The organism is Rosenbergiella epipactidis, assembly GCF_018494055.1.
Classification (GTDB): Bacteria; Pseudomonadota; Gammaproteobacteria; order Enterobacterales; family Enterobacteriaceae; genus Rosenbergiella; species Rosenbergiella epipactidis.
Genome location: NZ_JABBFQ010000001.1, coordinates 322,921 through 340,785 on the forward strand (window position 1 = coordinate 322,921; position 17,865 = coordinate 340,785).

At 47.6% G+C, this 17,865-nt stretch carries 17 protein-coding genes and 1 pseudogene; 12 read left to right on the forward strand and 6 right to left on the reverse strand.

From position 1 onward, the window contains the following. Nucleotides 1–38 precede the first annotated feature (38 nt). Together HGT71_RS01610 and HGT71_RS01615 are read left to right on the forward strand one after the other, a co-directional pair. On the forward strand, nucleotides 39–1,088 hold the full coding sequence (locus HGT71_RS01610) for a glycosyltransferase family 9 protein (protein ID WP_214216237.1): 1,050 nt from the start codon (nucleotides 39–41) through the stop codon (nucleotides 1,086–1,088). 85 nt (nucleotides 1,089–1,173) lie between these two features. After that, nucleotides 1,174–1,695 carry a tetratricopeptide repeat protein gene (locus HGT71_RS01615; RefSeq protein WP_214216238.1) on the forward strand — a complete coding sequence of 174 codons (522 nt, stop codon included), beginning with the start codon at nucleotides 1,174–1,176 and terminating at the stop codon, nucleotides 1,693–1,695. Here HGT71_RS01615 and HGT71_RS01620 read toward each other — a convergent pair. Further along, entirely contained in the window at nucleotides 1,673–2,254 is a 582-nt protein-coding gene (locus HGT71_RS01620; RefSeq protein WP_214216239.1) for a substrate-binding domain-containing protein, read from the reverse strand. The two genes, HGT71_RS01615 and HGT71_RS01620, sit on opposite strands and share 23 nt — an antisense overlap. Before the next feature lie 145 nt (nucleotides 2,255–2,399). Here HGT71_RS01620 and HGT71_RS01625 point away from each other — a divergent pair, with 145 nt between their 5' ends. The 4 genes and pseudogenes from HGT71_RS01625 to HGT71_RS01640 all read left to right on the forward strand — a co-directional run bounded on the left by HGT71_RS01625 (nucleotide 2,400) and on the right by HGT71_RS01640 (nucleotide 6,301). Then, on the forward strand, nucleotides 2,400–2,927 hold the full coding sequence (locus tag HGT71_RS01625; RefSeq protein WP_214216240.1) for an SRPBCC family protein: 528 nt from the start codon (nucleotides 2,400–2,402) through the stop codon (nucleotides 2,925–2,927). 79 nt (nucleotides 2,928–3,006) lie between these two features. Beyond that, nucleotides 3,007–3,927 carry a LysR family transcriptional regulator gene (locus tag HGT71_RS01630; RefSeq protein WP_214216241.1) on the forward strand — a complete coding sequence of 307 codons (921 nt, stop codon included), beginning with the start codon at nucleotides 3,007–3,009 and terminating at the stop codon, nucleotides 3,925–3,927. 54 nt (nucleotides 3,928–3,981) lie between these two features. Then, complete coding sequence (gene yjjJ, locus HGT71_RS01635) at nucleotides 3,982–5,286, forward strand: type II toxin-antitoxin system HipA family toxin YjjJ (protein WP_214216242.1); 1,305 nt, start codon at nucleotides 3,982–3,984, stop codon at nucleotides 5,284–5,286. 122 nt (nucleotides 5,287–5,408) lie between these two features. Beyond that, nucleotides 5,409–6,301 (forward strand): annotated as a pseudogene (locus tag HGT71_RS01640) (LysR family transcriptional regulator). A 221-nt stretch (nucleotides 6,302–6,522) separates the two neighbouring features. On the opposite strand, the gene HGT71_RS01645 reads toward HGT71_RS01640, so the two are convergent. Beyond that, complete coding sequence (locus tag HGT71_RS01645; RefSeq protein ID WP_214216243.1) at nucleotides 6,523–7,374, reverse strand: aldo/keto reductase; 852 nt, start codon at nucleotides 7,372–7,374, stop codon at nucleotides 6,523–6,525. A 312-nt stretch (nucleotides 7,375–7,686) separates the two neighbouring features. Then, nucleotides 7,687–7,953 (reverse strand): DUF1493 family protein, encoded by a 267-nt coding sequence (locus HGT71_RS01650; RefSeq protein WP_214216510.1) that lies wholly within the window; start codon nucleotides 7,951–7,953, stop codon nucleotides 7,687–7,689. Between the two features lie 303 nt (nucleotides 7,954–8,256). Between HGT71_RS01650 and HGT71_RS01655 the strand changes: the two genes are divergently transcribed. Both HGT71_RS01655 and HGT71_RS01660 read left to right on the forward strand, forming a co-directional pair. Then, entirely contained in the window at nucleotides 8,257–8,895 is a 639-nt protein-coding gene (locus HGT71_RS01655) for an SDR family NAD(P)-dependent oxidoreductase (protein ID WP_338327754.1), read from the forward strand. Nucleotides 8,896–8,906: 11 nt separating this feature from the next. Then, nucleotides 8,907–9,605, forward strand: a complete 699-nt coding sequence (locus tag HGT71_RS01660) for an acetolactate decarboxylase (RefSeq protein ID WP_214216244.1) — start codon at nucleotides 8,907–8,909, stop codon at nucleotides 9,603–9,605. Nucleotides 9,606–9,639: 34 nt separating this feature from the next. On the opposite strand, the gene HGT71_RS01665 is transcribed toward HGT71_RS01660, so the two are convergent. Beyond that, entirely contained in the window at nucleotides 9,640–10,371 is a 732-nt protein-coding gene (locus HGT71_RS01665) for an SDR family NAD(P)-dependent oxidoreductase (protein WP_214216245.1), read from the reverse strand. 277 nt (nucleotides 10,372–10,648) lie between these two features. Here HGT71_RS01665 and HGT71_RS01670 point away from each other — a divergent pair, with 277 nt between their 5' ends. Both HGT71_RS01670 and HGT71_RS01675 read left to right on the forward strand, forming a co-directional pair. Next, a complete protein-coding gene (locus HGT71_RS01670; RefSeq protein WP_214216246.1) occupies nucleotides 10,649–12,544 on the forward strand; it encodes an NAD(P)-binding protein in 1,896 nt (631 codons plus the stop codon). Next, complete coding sequence (locus HGT71_RS01675; protein ID WP_214216247.1) at nucleotides 12,541–13,737, forward strand: cytochrome c; 1,197 nt, start codon at nucleotides 12,541–12,543, stop codon at nucleotides 13,735–13,737. Before HGT71_RS01670 ends, HGT71_RS01675 begins: the two co-directional genes overlap by 4 nt. A 33-nt stretch (nucleotides 13,738–13,770) precedes the next feature. On the opposite strand, the gene eco is transcribed toward HGT71_RS01675, so the two are convergent. Then, nucleotides 13,771–14,256 carry a serine protease inhibitor ecotin gene (eco, locus tag HGT71_RS01680; RefSeq protein WP_214216248.1) on the reverse strand — a complete coding sequence of 162 codons (486 nt, stop codon included), beginning with the start codon at nucleotides 14,254–14,256 and terminating at the stop codon, nucleotides 13,771–13,773. A 177-nt stretch (nucleotides 14,257–14,433) separates the two neighbouring features. On the opposite strand from eco, the gene hpxO reads away from it, so the two are divergent. Then, nucleotides 14,434–15,591, forward strand: coding sequence for an FAD-dependent urate hydroxylase HpxO (gene hpxO / locus HGT71_RS01685; RefSeq protein WP_214216249.1), 1,158 nt, complete (start codon nucleotides 14,434–14,436; stop codon nucleotides 15,589–15,591). Here hpxO and guaD read toward each other — a convergent pair. Beyond that, a complete protein-coding gene (gene guaD / locus HGT71_RS01690; RefSeq protein WP_214216250.1) occupies nucleotides 15,588–16,904 on the reverse strand; it encodes a guanine deaminase in 1,317 nt (438 codons plus the stop codon). The genes hpxO and guaD overlap by 4 nt on opposite strands. Nucleotides 16,905–17,075: 171 nt before the next feature. Here guaD and ydfG point away from each other — a divergent pair, with 171 nt between their 5' ends. Further along, nucleotides 17,076–17,822, forward strand: a complete 747-nt coding sequence (gene ydfG / locus HGT71_RS01695; protein WP_214216251.1) for a bifunctional NADP-dependent 3-hydroxy acid dehydrogenase/3-hydroxypropionate dehydrogenase YdfG — start codon at nucleotides 17,076–17,078, stop codon at nucleotides 17,820–17,822. Nucleotides 17,823–17,865 lie beyond the last annotated feature (43 nt).

Consider the following 17,865-nt stretch of genomic DNA (forward strand, 5'->3'; position numbering starts at 1 on the left):
ACTAAAAATATAAATGATATAGCTTGGTAGCATAAAAAATGTCCATTTTACGAAAGTTAGCCTGTAGTGTTTTCGACTACAGCACGCAGCCATTGATTGCCGATAACATTCAAACCGTAGTGTTACACATCCCGGATCAAATCGGAGATGCCATGGCGACTTATCCCCTAATCAGGTCATTGGAAAAGCAGCAGGTTGCGCATCTTATTATTATCGCCTCGACCCTTAATCATCATGTATTTGAGGCACTCACTCTTACAAATACTCGCTTAACAGTGATGACAACCTCATTTCAAGATGTCGCTCGCTATCAAGAGATTAAGGCGTTAGCCAAACAGATTCGCGCTGAACATGGGGTTCCCGATCTCTGTATTGAAGCAATGCGTAAAAAGAATCTCAAGACCCTATTGTTTGTGAAAACCCTGCGGGCAAGGGCGAATTTACAAGCGGTAGGCCTTAAGATGCGTTGTTTCTCTCCTTCTTGTCGTGTGGCATCGCGCATGGATCAAAAATTTCGCGCACCCGTGCCAATGACATGGTCTATCCTCATGCGCGAAGCAGGGTTTCCTGTTGTAAATGCCGGATTCGAACTGCCGCTCCCCGAAGCGACGTTGCAAGAGGTCGCGTCAGAGCTCCGTTCACTCGGGCCTTATATCGCGCTAAACCTTGAAGGCAGTGTGGCCGAACGCACCTTTTCACCCGAGGCAGCCGACCAGTTGCTTACGCTTATTCAACAGGTCAGCCCATTGCCCATCGTGATTGTGCATAGTCCGAAAATGAGTGAGCAAGCAAAAAAACGCGTAGCCGAATGGCATAATGTCCACCGCTTATCGCTTGAACCTTCCATTCTTCGCACCGCCGCGGTAGTACGGAATGCGGTTCTGACGATTTCTCCCGACACGTCCATTGTCCATATGGCCAGTGCTTACCAAGTTCCCGTTCTTGCCGTTTACTCTAATTTCAAAACACGCTGGCCGCCGATGCAGACCCTAGCCGAAACGGTGGTGGTGGGGAGAGAAATTAGTGCGTTTCATGCGGGGGAGTTTAGCGAAAAACTGCAACGACTCATCACGCGAATCGCTCCATGATTTCTACTGTTCTACTCTGTTGGACAAAGAAGAAATAAAAGCGCTAAGCTATCGGTCACTCTCATTGAAGTGAGTCGCCGATAGCATGACTGACACCCACTTGTTTCCCTATGCGATAGCGTTACGAAAAAATAAACATTACTCCCAAAGCCGAAAAAGGCTGTTTTCCCTATTAACCACTGCCGCGGATAAGGGACCGATCTATCTCCATATTGCTTGGTCGTATGATAATCAAGGTAGAGAAACACAGGCGCTCGATTTTTATCAGCAGGCGCTAGGGTACCCCCTTTGTGCCGATGACGAATTCGAGGCCGCATTTGGCTTGGCCTGTACAGCTCGCTGTTTAGGGCGATACGCTGAGGCGGCAGGACACTTCGAGCGGTTATCGATCCGTTACCCGGCACGCACTGAAATTATTCCTTTTTATGCATTATGTGCCCTAGCCTTACAGGATACGGCACTGGCAAGTCGCTTATTAATGGGATTAGTGATTGCGCATCCTCCCACCGACGCCATAGCCGCTTACCAATCGACCCTAGCAGGGTATTGGCATGACCCGCTTTATGTCGCAGAGAGGACGGAGGTCAATAACAGTTCTCAGCAGTGAAAATCGTGAAGGGGACTTCACCTTCCTGATAAGTATCCGGTACCTTATGGTCTTCGAGATAATCGACCATAAGTTTTAAAGCGATATCCGCATGGCGGTATGCGTTCTGATCAATCACAAAAGACAACTGGTCCGCTTTCAACAGTTGCGAAGTGATAGGATACAATTCATGGGTGAGGTAGGCGCATTTGCCTAATAATTGATAACGAGACAGTAATCGACTTACCTCAGCATTCACGTGCCCGGTATTATAAAGACCCGCCAGCCGTGGTAGGCTTGAGAGGGCGTTATCGAGAAGTCGGCTCAATCGTTCGCGTTGATCTTCACCCGCTAAAATCGCTCGTATCGTGATATGCGGACCTCGTTGCAATAACGCAGATTTAAACCCGGCAATACGTTGTTGATGGGCAGTATATTCATGCCGGCCAGCCACCAGTAAGACATCGCCTTGTGCTGGAACAATTTTAGACATTAGTAGTCCGGCTATCCGTAATAGTTGGGGAAATGCTGCTGCACCGGTTACGGTAAAAGAGGTTAATGCCAGAAGAGAAGCACTCAAGCTCCCTTCGCAAAGGCCTTAACAGTAATTTCTCTCACCACAATCAGCAGCGCTAATAGTCGTTATCAGCAATGCTGATTGTTCTTTTTTCTTAGTTTTTGACATCCTTTTGTTATCTGATATTACGTTTAAAGAGACAACTACGATGCAAAATTCTATTCACTGGCCTGAAAAATTCTTACCAGGTTTTAGCGATAATTTTTGTTCCAACGAGGTTATTGTTGCGGGACTCAGCGCTGCGGATATTTGGCCGCTATTGATCACCCCTTCATTGTGGCCAAGTTACTACACTAACGCCGCGAATCCAGGTTTACATGATACGGATAGCGACACATTATTTGCAGACTGTCGTTTTTATTTCGATACCTTCGGCTTTTATGTTGAATCACAGGTTACCGAATATGTTGCACCAAATGCCGGCGTTCCTGGCCGTATTTCGTGGCATGGTTGGGTAGGAGAAGAAGGGAGTGCCGATCGTTTAGAGGTGTTACATGCCTGGCTAGTGGAAGATTTAAGCCAAGGACGTGTGCGGATCCTTACTCAAGAAACGCAAAATGGCGAGCCAGCCAAAGCCTTGGCGATCGCCACACCCAATCCGATGATCAACGGCCATCAAGATTGGCTGGTGGGATTAGTGAATACGGCAAAAAATAATACCTTATCCGCAATCTAAGATAAGCGTCGCAACTCGACAAATACCTTCACTGCCTTTAGCCTTAGCCAATAAGGGTGTTAAAGGATCAGTGTCAGAGATGAAAAATGAACTCCGCAGTTTAGATCTAAATCTGCTAAAAGCGCTCGGTGCGTTGCTCGAAGAGCGTAGTGTGACTCGTGCAGCGCATCGACTTGCCATCAGCCAACCAGCGGTCAGTGGTATGTTGGTCAAACTGCGCGAGCATTTTGGTGATCCATTATTTGTACGAACGCCTGACGGTATGATGCCGACTGCACGAGCCGAAGAGTTGGCCGGTCCAGTCACTCAGATTCTGCGGGATATTACTCAGTTATTAAATCCGCCGCACTTCGATCCCCTCAGTGCAACCCTGACCTTTACTCTTGCCGCCACGGATTATGCCCTCAGCGCTGTGCTTATCCCGTTGATTGCAGTATTGAAATCACGCGCGCCCGGTATCAATCTTGCTGTACGACCAATTATTGACGGTCAGGTGACCCAACAGCTGGCGCGAGGAGACGTTGACCTTGCCTTTCTGACGCCGGAAACTACCGCAGAAGAGCTGCATAGTCGGAGCCTTTATCAAGAAGAGTATGTCTGTGTCGCGCATCGCTCGCATCCTGCTGCGCAGCGATTATCGATGACACTCGAGCAATTTTGTCACTATGAACATGTCTTAGTTTCTACCGAAGGAAAATTTAGCGGTCCCACCGATGAAAAACTGGCTGAATTGCATCTTGAGCGCCGTGTAGGCGTCTCAGTAAATAGTTTTCATGCCGTACCGGAGATATTGCGTCTCACCACTATGATTGCAGTGCTTCCAAGACGTTTAGCCATGACTACCCACGATCTGGTCATTATCCCGATGCCGCTGACGGTACCCGGTTTTACCAAAAGTATGGCCTGGCATGCCCGTCGCCATCAGGATCCTGCTTATCGTTGGTTACGCGCCTTATGCGTGGAAGTTAGCCAGCAGGATGACATAACCCTCGCGACGTGATACATTATTTATTCAAAAAGCTATTCATAAATCTATTCAAACGAGGACCTGTCGATGGCAAATCGTACCGAAGCCATACGCCTACAACTTCAACAATCACCGATGACGGCAAAGCAACTGACTGAAAAACTTGAAGTTAGTCAGCCGACACTTTCGCGTGCGCTTAAAATCATGGAAAGTGATATTGTTAAAGTAGGTGCGGGGCCTTCTATTCATTATGCACTGAAACACACTCATCGTGGCTTTCGTGACGCACCAATCTATCGGATATCGGAGACAGGAAAAATTAAATTATTGGGCGTCCTGACCCCGGTCTATCCTCAAGGCTTTGTGATGTGCCAGACCGATGGCGTCATCCACCATAGCGATGGATTACCTTGGTGGCTTTTTGATATGCGCCCGCAGGGCTATCTTGGCCGCGCGTTTGCAAGTGCCTTTTCTTCAGAATTAGGCATATCATCGAATCCGGAAAGTTGGCAGGACGACGATGTCATCAGAGCGTTGTTGAGCCACGGGCATGATAGCGTTGGTAACTTACTTATTGGTGAAAAAGCGAAAGAACACTTTTTAGCGATGCCAACCCCAACACCCATAGACCGCGATCAGCATTATCCGCAGCTCGCGTTATCTTCCAGTTTGGGTGAAGTACCCGGTTCCTCCGCAGGGGGAGAACAACCTAAATTTTGTACCTTCAGTGCTCGCGGCCATGTACTGGTCAAATTCACCGCACACGAAGATAATCCGGTTAGTGAACGTTGGCGTGATTTGCTGTTAGCAGAGCATTTAGCGTTACAAGTACTCGGCGTTGACACAACGATAATTGATTTAGGCCGCCAACGTTTTCTAGAAATCCCCCGTTTTGACCGACAACATGCCTTGGGTCGGATTGGAACTTTTTCATTGCGCGCTTTAGAAGCGGAGTTTATCGGCAAAGCCCGCGAACCTTGGCCAAGCTTAGTGAAATTGCTCGCTGATCAGCAGCATGTCGTTCCCGAAGCAGTGCAACAGGCAGCAACTCTATGGGGATTTGGTGTGTTAATCGGTAATACTGATATGCACCACGGTAACTTATCCTTTATCAGTGAAAAAGGACGGCCTTACCAGTTAGCACCCGCCTACGATATGCTACCGATGGGCTTTGCGCCAAAATCGGGTGGCGAAAGAGTCAATACGTTGCGGCCGGCAACGATAACCGATGTGATTGATGAACAATGTTGGCATCAAGCATTAGAGATGGCTGAAGAATTTTATCGTCTCGCGCAGGCTTCTACTCAGTTTTCAGCAAGTTTTGTGCCTTGCCTCGAGGCATTAGGCAAACATCTGGCGGATGCTCGACAGCGTATCGAACGTTTAGGGTAGGGGGAAGCGATGATCTATTGTGCTAAAAATAGTGCTCATTCTGCGATGATATTTTCTGGCTCATCGCTCAACGAAAGAGTAATGAGTTAACCATTAAGGAAAACTTTCAGAAGGAAGCGCTGATGCTTAAAGAGAACTTCTACGAACTGCAAATTTTCTTTGTGGTCGCACGAGAGCGTAGTTTTACAAAAGCCGCGAGTAAGTTGGGCGTCACACAATCTGCACTCAGCCATGCAATAAAAGCCTAGAAGAGAGACTTACTATTCGTCTTCTCACGCGCACGACGCGAAGTGTTGCACCAACACTGGCGGGAGAAAAGATCATTGCTTGCCTCGAACCGCGTATCGCCGATCTGGAACAAGAACTGGAATCACTTATTCACCTTAATGGCAGAGTTTCTGGTACCGTTCGATTATCTGCTGGAGAGCATGCCGTTCGCAGTTTGATATGGCCGAAGCTAAAGTCATTACTCCAAAACTATCCTGATATTAATCTAGAACTGATCGTGGATAATGGTTTTGTCGATATTGTAGCAGACCGTTTTGATGCCGGTGTCCGCTTGGGTGAAAGTGTGGATAAGGATATGATTGCAGTCAAGATTGGACCAGAAATGAGAATGGTCTTAGTCGGCTCACCAGCCTATTTTACTGCCAATTCTCCGCCTGAAACACCGCACGATCTTCGAAAACACCGATGTATTAATGTGCGTATGCCAACGGCTGGCGGTATTTTCCATTGGGAATTCGAGAAAGATGGACACACTTTACGAGTCAAAGTGGAAGGGCAGCTAACCTTTAATTTACTGGCAGAAAGAGTCGATGCGGCACTGTCGGGTTTCGGTATCGCCTACCTACCTGAAGATATTGCTCAGCCTTACATTACGTCTCATCAACTTGTTCAAGTCTTACCAGATTGGTGTCATACTTTTCCAGGTTACTATCTTTATTATCCCAGCCGTAAGCTGCATCCACCTGCTTTTTCACTGATAATTGATGCACTACGACACACAGAATAAAGGTTTATCCAAGAAGATCTGTAATCTTAGAGATATATTTTTAGTCGTAAGTAATAAATTCGGTTGAGGTAGTTGTCTGATATCTAACAATGATAAAAATACTCGCCAATCCACCATTACTCGAGAGGAACCATGAATTAGCGATAATGGAGGAGGGCGACAGCGAGGTCCATTCAATGCCTGACGCTTAACCCTTGATGCTTCGGAGCTTCGACCAATCGTTAGACATCAAGCTTACGGTCAGTTAACCACTCGACCATTGCGGGATCACGATGAGAGAAAAAAGCGCTGGTTGCTGTATCAAGCGCCGTAATACGTAGTACATCTTGCGTACTGAGTTCAAAATCGAAAATATCGATATTTTCCACCATACGCTCTTTGCGTACCGATTTTGCCAGCGATACGATACCGCGCTGAAAAATCCAGCGTAACACAACCTGGCCCACGCTCTTGCCATATTCATGAGCCAGCGCTGTCAATACTGGATGGTCGAAGAGTCCATTTTTACCTTCAGCAAAGGGTGCCCAAGCTTCAGGTTGAATGTCACGGCTCTTATTCCATAGCACGGCCTGTAACTGTTGATTAAAAGGGTTAACTTCAATCTGGTTTACGGCAGGCGTAATGTTGTTGAACGCAATAAGATCCGCAAGTCGATCAGGGTGGAAGTTACTGACGCCAATGGCGCGAATTTTACCCGCTTGTTGCAGTTCTTCCATCGCACGCCAAGCACCATGGACATCACCATAAGGCTGATGAATGAGATAAAGGTCAACATAATCCAGCTGAAGTCGGTTAAGTGAACGCTCGAATTGTGCTTTGGCACCTTGATAGTGTGTATCCTGGAGCCAAAGTTTCGTCGTAACAAAAAGTTCTTCGCGCGCAATACCTGTCTGTTTTAATGCCATCCCAACATGCGATTCGTTCTGATAAGATGCAGCAGTATCGATAAGTCGATATCCGGTATCGATGGCGTCGATGACGGCTCTTTCGCATTCAGCGGCATCAGATATCTGGAATACGCCAAAGCCAACTAAGGGCATCTCGACACCATTGTTTAATTTTACAGTTTTCATAACGTTATCCTTAAGCTGTTGAGTAAGAGAAGCTTAAGGCAAAGTCACTGAGATGATTAGAGGGCAGAGGTTATTAGGGTTTATTAAATTGGCTAATAAATTGAAAATGTCTGACACTCTAGGTGATATACAGAAAAACGACGAAGTGACATTTTATTGATGAGATGAAAGGGGATGGAGTAGCGAGAAACTTCATAGAGGAAGTAACTAGTAGGAAGCTGAAACGACACCTAAAATACAATTTAACATAATATACATTATGCGCACCAAGATAACATAGAGAGAAAAATAGCACTCCGATATGTATCAGTCTTACAGCCAGCGGCCAGCCTTCGCAGTTTCGATTAACATATTGATGGTCGGTAACTTTGCATCGTTACGATCTTTCACAGGAAAATATATACTGAAATCAAGATCTGCATGCCTGAGAGTAAACTCAGTAAAAATCTCATCGAGCAAATCCTGGGCCTCTTCCTCGTCCATGTTCATTGTCTGGTTTAACGATGTATCACCAGTCAAAGGGGGTATTTTAAACGTCAGCCATAAACGGCCATTCCAAGGTTTAACAATCTCATAAATCCGTAACCTTGATCATCGTCCAGCCTTAGAGCCGAATCCAGATTGATTACTGGTGCCAGTTGTTCTTTATTAAATTGGTAATGTGTAATCACTTTGATAGACATCGACAGCAATTTCATTTTTAGGAGAAGTTACACTATGAAATTCCCTATTCATTATCAATTATAAGGACTCCGATAGATTTGTAAGACAACACTGTCTGGATCGTGATATCTAATCACCGTAACAATATCGCTAGTCTTCTGCGAACGCCAACAGTCTGCTTGTACATCACATGTCGGTTCACGCCTATATTTCGTCGTTATTGCCGACTTACATGCACCAGCCGTCAATATTGACGCGACTCAACAGGCTAATATTCATTATCAGCCCTGTGATGTTGCCGACGCACAGTCGGTAAAAAATCTCGTTGAATACGTCATGGCGCAATATGGCCATATAGAGGTACTGATTAATAACGCTGGCGTGGTCTGCCAAGGTGAATTGACCTCACTGAGACAAGAGACTTGGCAGCGAGTATTTAAGATAAATGTTGAAGGTCCCTTTTTACTCTGTCGCGACGTGATCCCCATCATGCAGCAGCAGAAATTTGGACGCATTGTTAATATCGCTTCGGTAGCGGCACAAACCGGGGGCGGCTTTCTAGGTAACACCTGTTACGCCGCCAGTAAGGGCGCGGTAATTTCCCTTTCCAAGGGGATTGCTCGTGAGTACGGCGAACAGGGGATCAGCTGTAATACGCTCTGCCCAGGATATGTCGAAACGCCCCTTACCGCAGCCATGAGTCACGAGCAAGTGACGCATGCGGTACAAGCTATCCCGGCTAAACGCCCTGGGACGCCTAGCGATATTGCGCAAGCAATACTACTCTTAGTCAGTGAAAAAAACAGCTATATCAATGGCGTAACCCTAAACGTCGATGGCGGTTTAATTCGTTATTAATCGGAGATCTCATGAGCAAGATTACACAATATTCAACTATTGGGGCCCTAATGTCGGGGCATTTCGCAGGCGATTTTACACTCCAAGACAGCCATAGCCCGACGCTGTTTGGATTAGGGTGTTCTTGTGGGATTAGCGGCGAGCTCACGGTATGCAATGGCGAATTTTGGGAGGCGACGGCGGGTGAATCGCTGCATCAGCTCAGTGACAGCACTCTTCCCTTTTTACAAGTCACCGAATTTGTTGCGGAACATTCTTTTAAGGCGACAGATATCAGTAACGAAAACGTTGAGCAACATCTCGCAGACCAGCTGGCGATCAATAATATCTTCTTGGCGGTAAATGTGAAAAGCTGCTTCGATGAAATGGTCATTCGCCGTCCGCAACGTGATGAGTCGCAAACGCGAACAGTTAAAGAGATGTCCGATGCACAGCAAGTGGACACGCACAACGGTATCGCTGGCCAGTTAATCGGTTTTTGGACACCGGAATTATTTGGTCGAATCTCCGTGACCGGTTTTCACTTCCACTTTCTCAGTGACGACCGTAAAATTAGCGGACACGTACTCTCCTATAAGGCAACGGATGCGGTGGTAGATTACCAAGTTAAACAGACTATCGAAATCAGTAACCCGGCGAGTGAAGCTTTCACTAAACTTGACATCGATGTCGAGGAATTGGACGAGCTAATCAGTCACGTCGAGAAATAGTCGACTAGGCATCTTCGGATGCCTAGCCTCAAGATTACGCGAGTAACCCGCCATCGACCGGCATTGCAATGCCGGTAATGTAGCCAGCTTTCTCACTGACCAAGAATCCTACCGCATTAGCAATATCATTGACTTGGCCGTAAGCACCCGTCGCGACAAAGCTACTGAGGTACTTCGCTTCCTCAGTATCAGCCGGATTTAAATCCGTATCAATTGGGCCGGGTTCCAATACATTGATCGTAATCCCTTTTTGCCCAAGATCCCGTGCAACCCCTTGTGCGAACCCACGTAATCCTGCCTTGGTCGCAGCATAAACGGATAGACCGCCAAAAGGGACACGTCCTGCGAACGCTGATCCCATTAATACAATCCGGCCACCCTCACCCATCACTTTTGCCGCTTCGCTGGTTTCAATCATCATTCCGCGCAAATTGAGGTTCAGCACCGCATCAATATCATCACTGGTCACTTCTGTAATAGGTTTATGATTGCCGATCCCTGCATTACACACCAAAGCATCGAGGCGACCCAATTGTTTCACAGTCTCCTTGATCACTAATTGGTTACCCTCAACCGTTGAACCGTCTGCTTGAATTAGCGCAACCTTACGACCCAGCGCAGTGATCTGTGCAGCAACTTCATCAGCTTTGGCCTTATTACGTGCGAAGGAAATGGCAATATCGAAGCCTTGCTCGGCTAATTGGCGAGCGATGGCTGCGCCAATGCCACGGCTTCCGCCAGTAATCAGTGCAACTTTACGTGTCATGATTTACTCCTTATTCAGGGGATTGGGATACGTCACTCACAGTGACTCATCAAGTCCTTGAAGGGTAACATTTTTTGGCAGGATTTTGCGGCAAGAAAGTGATAATTCGTGCCATCAAATGCTCTGAAAGCCTAATTAACCTCTACCCCCTGCTTTTATACTGGATATTTGCCTTAACCATCACGTTTATCGTCGACAGGCATGGAAGATGTGAGGGAAAATCGGTACCCTAGGCAGCATAAAATATCGATTACAATAAGAAGCAATGGAGAATGACATGCCCATTACTCGGCGTGATTTTTTAAATGGCTCGGCGATTACCTTAGCCGCCGGCCTAACACCCTTTAAATTGAGTTATGCGGCAATGACCGCTGAAAACGCTCGCTATTATCCACCAGCATTGATGGGGATGCGGGGGAACCACCCGGGTTCTTTCGAGATGGCTCATAAAATTGGCCGTGAAGGACTCATTCCGGCGGTGAAACAACTGTCCGCGAAAGAACACTACGATCTGGTCATCGTCGGCGCAGGATTAAGTGGCCTCGCGAGCGCGCTATTCTGGCAGCAAAAAATGGGTAAAGACCAACGTATCTTGCTACTGGATAACCACGATGACTTTGGCGGCCACGCGAAGCGCAACGAGTTCTCCACCCCTGAAGGGACCATTATTGGCTATGGCGGCAGTGAATCCTTCCAATCACCTACGCATATTTACAGCCCTGTGGTCTTAGCGCTATTAAAATCGCTCAACGTTGATATTCAGCAGATGGCGAAAGATTTCGATGTCAATTTCTACCCCGACCTTAACCTCAGCCGCGGCGTCTATTTCGACAAAGCGCACTTTGGGGAAGATAAGCTAGTCAGCGGTGATCCAGATGGTGTGGTCGCCGACGACATCCCTCCGAATCGTCGTAATGGTCGCCCTATTACCGACTATATCAATGATTTCCCTCTGTCCTCAGATGATCGTCAGGCCTTAATTTTATTGCATACCCTGCCTAAAGATTATTTAGCCGGAATGGAAATTCAACAAAAAGTCGATTGGCTTGCTAAAAATAGTTATTTAACCTTTCTGAAAGATAAGGTTGGCTTGTCCCAGACTGCGATTGCCTATTTCCAGCAGATGACCAATGACTTCCAAGCGGTGGGAATCGATGCGACAGCCTGTAATGATGCTCAACTCTGTGGTCTTCCCGGTTTTGACGCGATGGGATTACCGCCACTCGACCCTGAAGATCAAGCTGAATTAACCGACCCCTATATTTATCACTTCCCTGATGGCAACGCTGGCTTGGCACGGATTATGGTACGTCGATTAATTCCTGCTGTCGCCCCCGGTGATACCATGCACGATTGCGTGACAGCGACATTCGATTACTCGCAATTAGATCGTGAAGACCATTCGGTACGACTACGCCTGAACAGTACCGTCGTGAACGTAACAAATCAGGATAACGTGGCAGAAGTTAGCTATTTCGAGCAAGGCGAGTTACACAAAGTCTCTGCCAATAAGGTGGTCATGGCGTGCTACAACATGATTATTCCTTGGTTGATACCCGAATTACCTGAAGCGCAAAAAGCAGCCCTGCATCAAAATGTTAAAGCACCACTAGTCTATTGTAATGTGGTTATCCGCCAGTGGCGTGCGTTTCAGAAACTGGGCGTCCACGATGTCTACTCCCCAGCGGCACCCTTTAGTATGGTGAAACTCGACTTCCCGGTAGATATGGGCGAATACCGTCATCCTCGAGATCCTAACAAACCCATCTGCCTGCATATGGTGCACGTGCCGACGCTTGCCGGAAGTGGCTTATCGAATCGTGAACAGTCACGTAAAGGCCGTGCCTGGTTATTAGGTACGCCTTTCAGTACGTTTGAGACGATGATCCGTGAACAGCTTCAAGGCATGCTGGGTCAGGCAGGATTTGATCACCAACAAGATATTCTAGGGATTACCGTCAATCGTTGGGCTCATGGCTATTCTTACATCGTTAACACCTTATACGATGATGAAGAAGAAGCAGAGAAAACGATCAAGACAGCACGTCAGCCCTTTGGTCATGTGGTCATTGCCAATTCAGATTCTGATTGGAGTCCTTACGCCCATGCCGCCATCGATCAGGCTTGGAGAGCCGTTAATGAATTAACCGCACCTCAAGGAGCGACATCATGAATCGTCGATTAGGCTTAGCGGGCTTATTTCTGTTTTCCCTACAAAGTTATGCATCATCGAACAGTGACGTAATTGCCCAAGGAGAATACTTAGCTCGAGCGGCTGATTGCATGGCTTGTCATACCCAAGACAGTGCGAAACCTTTTGCGGGCGGTGTAAAATTTGAATTGCCCGTAGGCACGCTCTACTCGACCAATATCAGCCCAGATAAACAACAAGGTATTGGCAATTACAGCGAAGCAGAATTTTCTCGTGCCGTGCGTGAAGGGGTTGCTAGAGAGGGTAAACGTCTCTATCCCGCCATGCCTTACAATGCTTATGCCAAGCTCAGCGATCAGGATATACACGCCCTGTATACCTATTTTATGCAGGGTGTGAAGCCTATCGACCAACCTAACCGCGACAATGATATCCCTTGGTATCTTGCCGCTCGCTGGCCACTGCGTCTGTGGAACGCAATCAATGCCCCTGAGCCCGTCAGTACCCCCTCGTCACCGGATGATAGCGATCCGATTAAACGTGGTGCTTGGTTAGTAGAAGGTCCTGGACACTGCGGTGCCTGTCACACGCCTCGCGGCTGGATGATGCAAGAGAAGGCCCTAACGGCCGCGAGTGAACGTTACCTGTCTGGCGCTGAAGTTGAAGGTTGGTATGCGCCGTCACTGCGTCAACTCCCCTACGATGCTGCACAAACCGCTCAAATACTGAAAACGGGCCATAATGCCACCAGCGCAGTGACTGGACCGATGTCTGCTGTGATCACACACAGTAGTCAGTATTTAACCGACAGTGACGCTAAGGCAATTGGTCTCTATCTCCAATCGATACGGATTGAGAAAAATCAACAAACTGCCGCACCACAGCTTATCATGACCGATCCAGATAAAAATTATCTGCGCTATTGCTCTACCTGTCATGGTAAGGAGGGACGCGGTACGCCGAATGTTATTCCTTCGCTGCAAAATAATCTGATCGTGGCCGCCGATAATCCAGCAAGCCTGATCCGAGTGATGGCTTATGGTGCCAACACCCCTCAAACCTTGGGCCAGCTCTCGTGGTCAATGCCGGGTTATCGCCATGCGCTTGATGAGCAACAACTTGCTGACTTAACTAATTATGTTCGCGGACGTTTCGCGGGCAAACAAGAAAAAGTGACAGCGTCACAAGTTAAGTCCATTTCATCTAAGCAGTAATTCCAGTGTAGCGCCCGACTTTAGGGCGCTTAATTACTTCTGTTCTGCAGTCATCACGGCTGACTTGGCCTGCCAAATCCGATAGTTGATCGCTATCTCCTGCGGAGCGTAAACCACAATCGGCAGCTTACTGTTGTAACGAATAAAGCGTTGTGCCGTGTCCAACGGTAAAGTGATAAATCGTTTCTCCTTGGTATTCGGTACACAGGCCATCTTAGTCGACAACCTACCCGGCTTTATCGCCACCTGATAATAGTCATAGCCCCATCCCTTAACCGTTTCGGTGGTCAGGGTGCCTAACAGTGATGTCGCATTACAATCTACCTGCTCTTCTTTTCCGATGATCAATTCGACTTGTTGATCCGCTTCATTCGCTAAGGCAGGAAGCTGAATGACGTGACGGTGTAACCCCGGCAATGTGGTCGGATAAGCCTTTAGTGGGTCATTCGCGCTAGCGGATAGCGCAAAAAGTCCACTTAGCCCGGTTAAAACCCATCCTGCTATCGTTGCTCGATTCATTATTCGGTCTCCTCAATTAATATCCCTACAATAGTGCAATGTCCTTTTATGGTGCAAGTGCGGCGTCCATTCACTATAAGGTTAGCCGTTCATTTACCGCTGAAACCAATGAAACGTCAATATCAGTCTTGGTACAAAAGTTGCAAAGACCCAGTATCTGTTTGTAAGGGGTTTACTATGAAAGCAATTATCATTGGTGCAGGTATTGGTGGGATGTCGAGTGCGATAGCCCTCGAGAAAAAAGGATTTACAACCCAGGTGTTCGAAGCGGTGAAAGAGATGAAGCCGGTCGGCGCGGCGATCTCTATCTGGCCAAATGGCGTAAAGTGTCTTAATGCACTCGGCATGGGAGAAAAAATCAAAGCAATTGGAGGCGATATGCGCACCATGGCATACTTTGATTATCGTAATGCTGCCCCGCTCACCCAGTTTAGTATGGCGCCTTTAGTCCAGCGTGTAGGGGAAAAACCTTACCCCGTGGTACGCGCTGAATTACAAAATATGCTCATTGACCACTACGGTAAAAGCCGTATCCAGTTTGGTATGCGGCTCGTGGCTATCGATCAAGATAGTGAAGGTGTGACGGTGACCTTTGAAGACGGTACGCAAGCCCATGGAGATTTTCTGATCGCCGCTGATGGTACCCACTCTGTTGCCCGTCCATATGTGTTAGAAAAAGCAGCCCCACGCCGCTATGCGGGGTATGTGAACTGGAATGGGCTAGTGGCAGTCGATGAAGCGATTGCCCCCGCATCACAATGGACAACCTATGTTGGTGAGGGAAAACGGGTGTCACTCATGCCGGTCAGTGGTCAACGTTTTTACTTCTTTTTTGATGTCCCGTTACCCCTAGGGTTAGCCGAAAATAGAGAGACATTAAAAACCGATTTAAAACAGTATTTCGCGGGCTGGTGTGCGTCGGTGCAGACATTGATCGATACCCTCGATGCATCAACGACTAATCGCGTCGAAATCCATGATATCGATCCCTTTGATCAGTTTGTAAAAGGACGCGTAGCCCTACTCGGCGATGCCGCCCACAGTACCACGCCAGATATCGGCCAAGGAGGCTGCGCGGCGATTGAAGATGCCGTGGTGCTGGCCGATATCTTAGCCAGTCACTCGCTGGGTATTGAAGATAGCTTACAGCGTTATCAGCAACGCCGTACGGTACGGACACGGGATCTCGTCCTCAAAGCCCGAAAACGTTGTGAAGTGACCCACGCCATCAATCCCCAACAGACGGAGGCTTGGTATCAGGAACTTCGCTCGGAAACCGGCGAACGTATTCTCGCCGGTCTGTGTGAAACCATTGAAGGTGGGCCCTTAGGCTAAGCTAGACTCTCATGGCGCTGGAAAGCACAGTGCCCATTCACCCAAGTTTGGCGGATATTTCGCTCATCCCCCAGCGTCATCAATACAAAGAGCTTTTCCCAAATATCGCGACACCGTGATTGCCGTAACGTCTGTAGAGGCGTTACGGCTAAATCGATAACGATAAAATCGGCTTCTTTGCCAGGCATAAAACTGCCAATTTTATCATCCAAGGATAGCGAGGCTGCCCCCCCTAAGGTGGCATGATAATAAGCTTCCGCCACGGTTAAGGAATATTGCTGCAATTGTTGAACTTTATAGGCTTCCGACAGGGTGCGTAGCAGTGAGAAACTGGTCCCTGCACCGATATCAGTCCCCATCCCTATTTTTACCTTGTGCTGATGCGCTTTGCGTAAATTAAACAGGCCGCTACCTAGGAACAGATTGGAGGTGGGACAAAAGCTGATAGACGAGTGCGTTTGAGCCAGACATTGCCATTCAGACTCCTCCAAATGTAAGCAGTGAGCAAACACACTCTTCGGACCGGTTAACCCATAATGGTGATAGACCCCGAGATAATGGGGGTGCTCGGGAAACAACTCTTTGACCCATGCAATCTCTTGAGGATTCTCACTTAAATGCGTCTGTATCCATACATCGGGATATTCACGTTTCAGTTGGCTGACCACACTCAGTAATGCCGGTGTGGAGGTCGGTGCAAACCTAGGCGTTAAGGCATAATGAAGGCGGCCTTTATTGTGCCAGCGCTCAATCAGCTGTTTAGTCTGTTGATAACTTTCTGACACCTCTTCGCATAATGCCTGCGGAACGAAACGATCCATCATCACTTTACCCGCGATAATACGCATTTCTCGTTGTTCCGCCGCAGCAAATAAGGCATCTGTTGACCCTTGATGCACCGAACCAAAGATCAGCGCCGAGGTCGTCCCGTTCTCTAAACACTGATCAAGAAAGGTCGACGCCATCTGTTCGGCAAAGGCGGTATCGTGGTATTCACTCTCAGCAGGAAAGGTATACTCTTCAAGCCACTCCAAGAGTTGCTCGCCCCATGAACCCACCATACCAATCTGTGGAAAATGGATATGTGTATCGACAAACCCCGGCATAATCAGCTTATCGCGCAGGTCATAGAAGGTGTAATCCTGCCATTCAGGAAACTGATCACGGTTTTTCCATTCAATCAGCGCATCAATTTTCCCTTGATTGATCAGTAACAGCCCTTCTTCAAGATAGCGGGCATGCTGACTGGCCTGGCTGGCCTGCTCTGGTTGGGACGCAAAATCAAAAAAAGAGGCTCTGATTGCATAACGCATGAAAATTCCTTATTAAATAAAACGTTGTCTTGCAAGCTCTATGCCACTTGCGCTGCCTAAGGCCATGCTTTCACCATGGCGTTATCGCCATATTTTGTAAAGCAAAAATAGAGCGGCGTCACAAAAGGAATGCTATGTTAAGTTCATCACTCATTTATTAAGGAAGCACGCATGATTATTTTGGTTACAGGTGTCACATCCGGTTTTGGTGAAGCGATTACTAAACATTTCATTAAACAGGGCCACAAGGTGATTGGTACTGGCCGTCGTGAAGAGCGTTTGCAAGCCTTAAAGAAACAGTTGGGTGACGACTTTTACCCTATCGTATTGGATGTCAGAGATTATAACGCCATCGAAGAACAGCTTTCGTCTCTGCCTAGTGCGTGGCAAGAAATCGATGTTGTGGTAAATAATGCCGGGCTAGCGCTTGGTCTAGGTCACGCACAAGAGGCAGACCCTAAAGATTGGGAAACAATGGTAGATACCAATACCAAAGGTGTGATGTATGTTGCTCGTGCCGTGTTGCCTGCCATGGTGAAACGTAATAAAGGTCATATTATCAATATTGGTTCCACTGCGGGTAACTGGCCTTATGAAGGCGGTAATGTCTATGGGGCGACGAAGGCTTTCGTCCGCCAATTTAGCTTAAACTTACGCACCGACCTACATGGCACAGCCGTACGTGTCACCAATATTGAGCCAGGACTTGTCGGCGGCACCGAATTTTCGAATATTCGATTTAAGGGTGACGATGATAAAGCAGCTAACGTATATCAAGGCACTCAGACACTGACCCCTGAAGATGTGACAGAAGCCGTGTATTGGGTCGCTACCCTGCCTGCGCATGTCAATATTAATACCCTTGAAATGATGCCAGTGAGCCAATCGTACGCAGGACTACGCGTCGACAAATCTTGAGTTAGCCCCATCTTTAATCGGGACTGATTATGCTAAACTTATT

What these genes read in the sequence shown, in the direction of transcription:
- HGT71_RS01630 (WP_214216241.1), top strand. Translation starts at nt 3,007, where the DNA reads ATGAAAAATGAACTCCGCAGTTTAGATCTAAATCTGCTAAAAGCGCTC.
- guaD (WP_214216250.1), bottom strand. Translation starts at nt 16,904, where the DNA reads ATGCGTTATGCAATCAGAGCCTCTTTTTTTGATTTTGCGTCCCAACCA.
- HGT71_RS01660 (WP_214216244.1), top strand. Translation starts at nt 8,907, where the DNA reads ATGAGCAAGATTACACAATATTCAACTATTGGGGCCCTAATGTCGGGG.
- hpxO (WP_214216249.1), top strand. Translation starts at nt 14,434, where the DNA reads ATGAAAGCAATTATCATTGGTGCAGGTATTGGTGGGATGTCGAGTGCG.
- HGT71_RS01610 (WP_214216237.1), top strand. Translation starts at nt 39, where the DNA reads ATGTCCATTTTACGAAAGTTAGCCTGTAGTGTTTTCGACTACAGCACG.
- HGT71_RS01665 (WP_214216245.1), bottom strand. Translation starts at nt 10,371, where the DNA reads ATGACACGTAAAGTTGCACTGATTACTGGCGGAAGCCGTGGCATTGGC.
- ydfG (WP_214216251.1), top strand. Translation starts at nt 17,076, where the DNA reads ATGATTATTTTGGTTACAGGTGTCACATCCGGTTTTGGTGAAGCGATT.
- yjjJ (WP_214216242.1), top strand. Translation starts at nt 3,982, where the DNA reads ATGGCAAATCGTACCGAAGCCATACGCCTACAACTTCAACAATCACCG.
- HGT71_RS01670 (WP_214216246.1), top strand. Translation starts at nt 10,649, where the DNA reads ATGCCCATTACTCGGCGTGATTTTTTAAATGGCTCGGCGATTACCTTA.
- HGT71_RS01645 (WP_214216243.1), bottom strand. Translation starts at nt 7,374, where the DNA reads ATGAAAACTGTAAAATTAAACAATGGTGTCGAGATGCCCTTAGTTGGC.
- HGT71_RS01625 (WP_214216240.1), top strand. Translation starts at nt 2,400, where the DNA reads ATGCAAAATTCTATTCACTGGCCTGAAAAATTCTTACCAGGTTTTAGC.
- HGT71_RS01615 (WP_214216238.1), top strand. Translation starts at nt 1,174, where the DNA reads ATGACTGACACCCACTTGTTTCCCTATGCGATAGCGTTACGAAAAAAT.
- HGT71_RS01675 (WP_214216247.1), top strand. Translation starts at nt 12,541, where the DNA reads ATGAATCGTCGATTAGGCTTAGCGGGCTTATTTCTGTTTTCCCTACAA.
- eco (WP_214216248.1), bottom strand. Translation starts at nt 14,256, where the DNA reads ATGAATCGAGCAACGATAGCAGGATGGGTTTTAACCGGGCTAAGTGGA.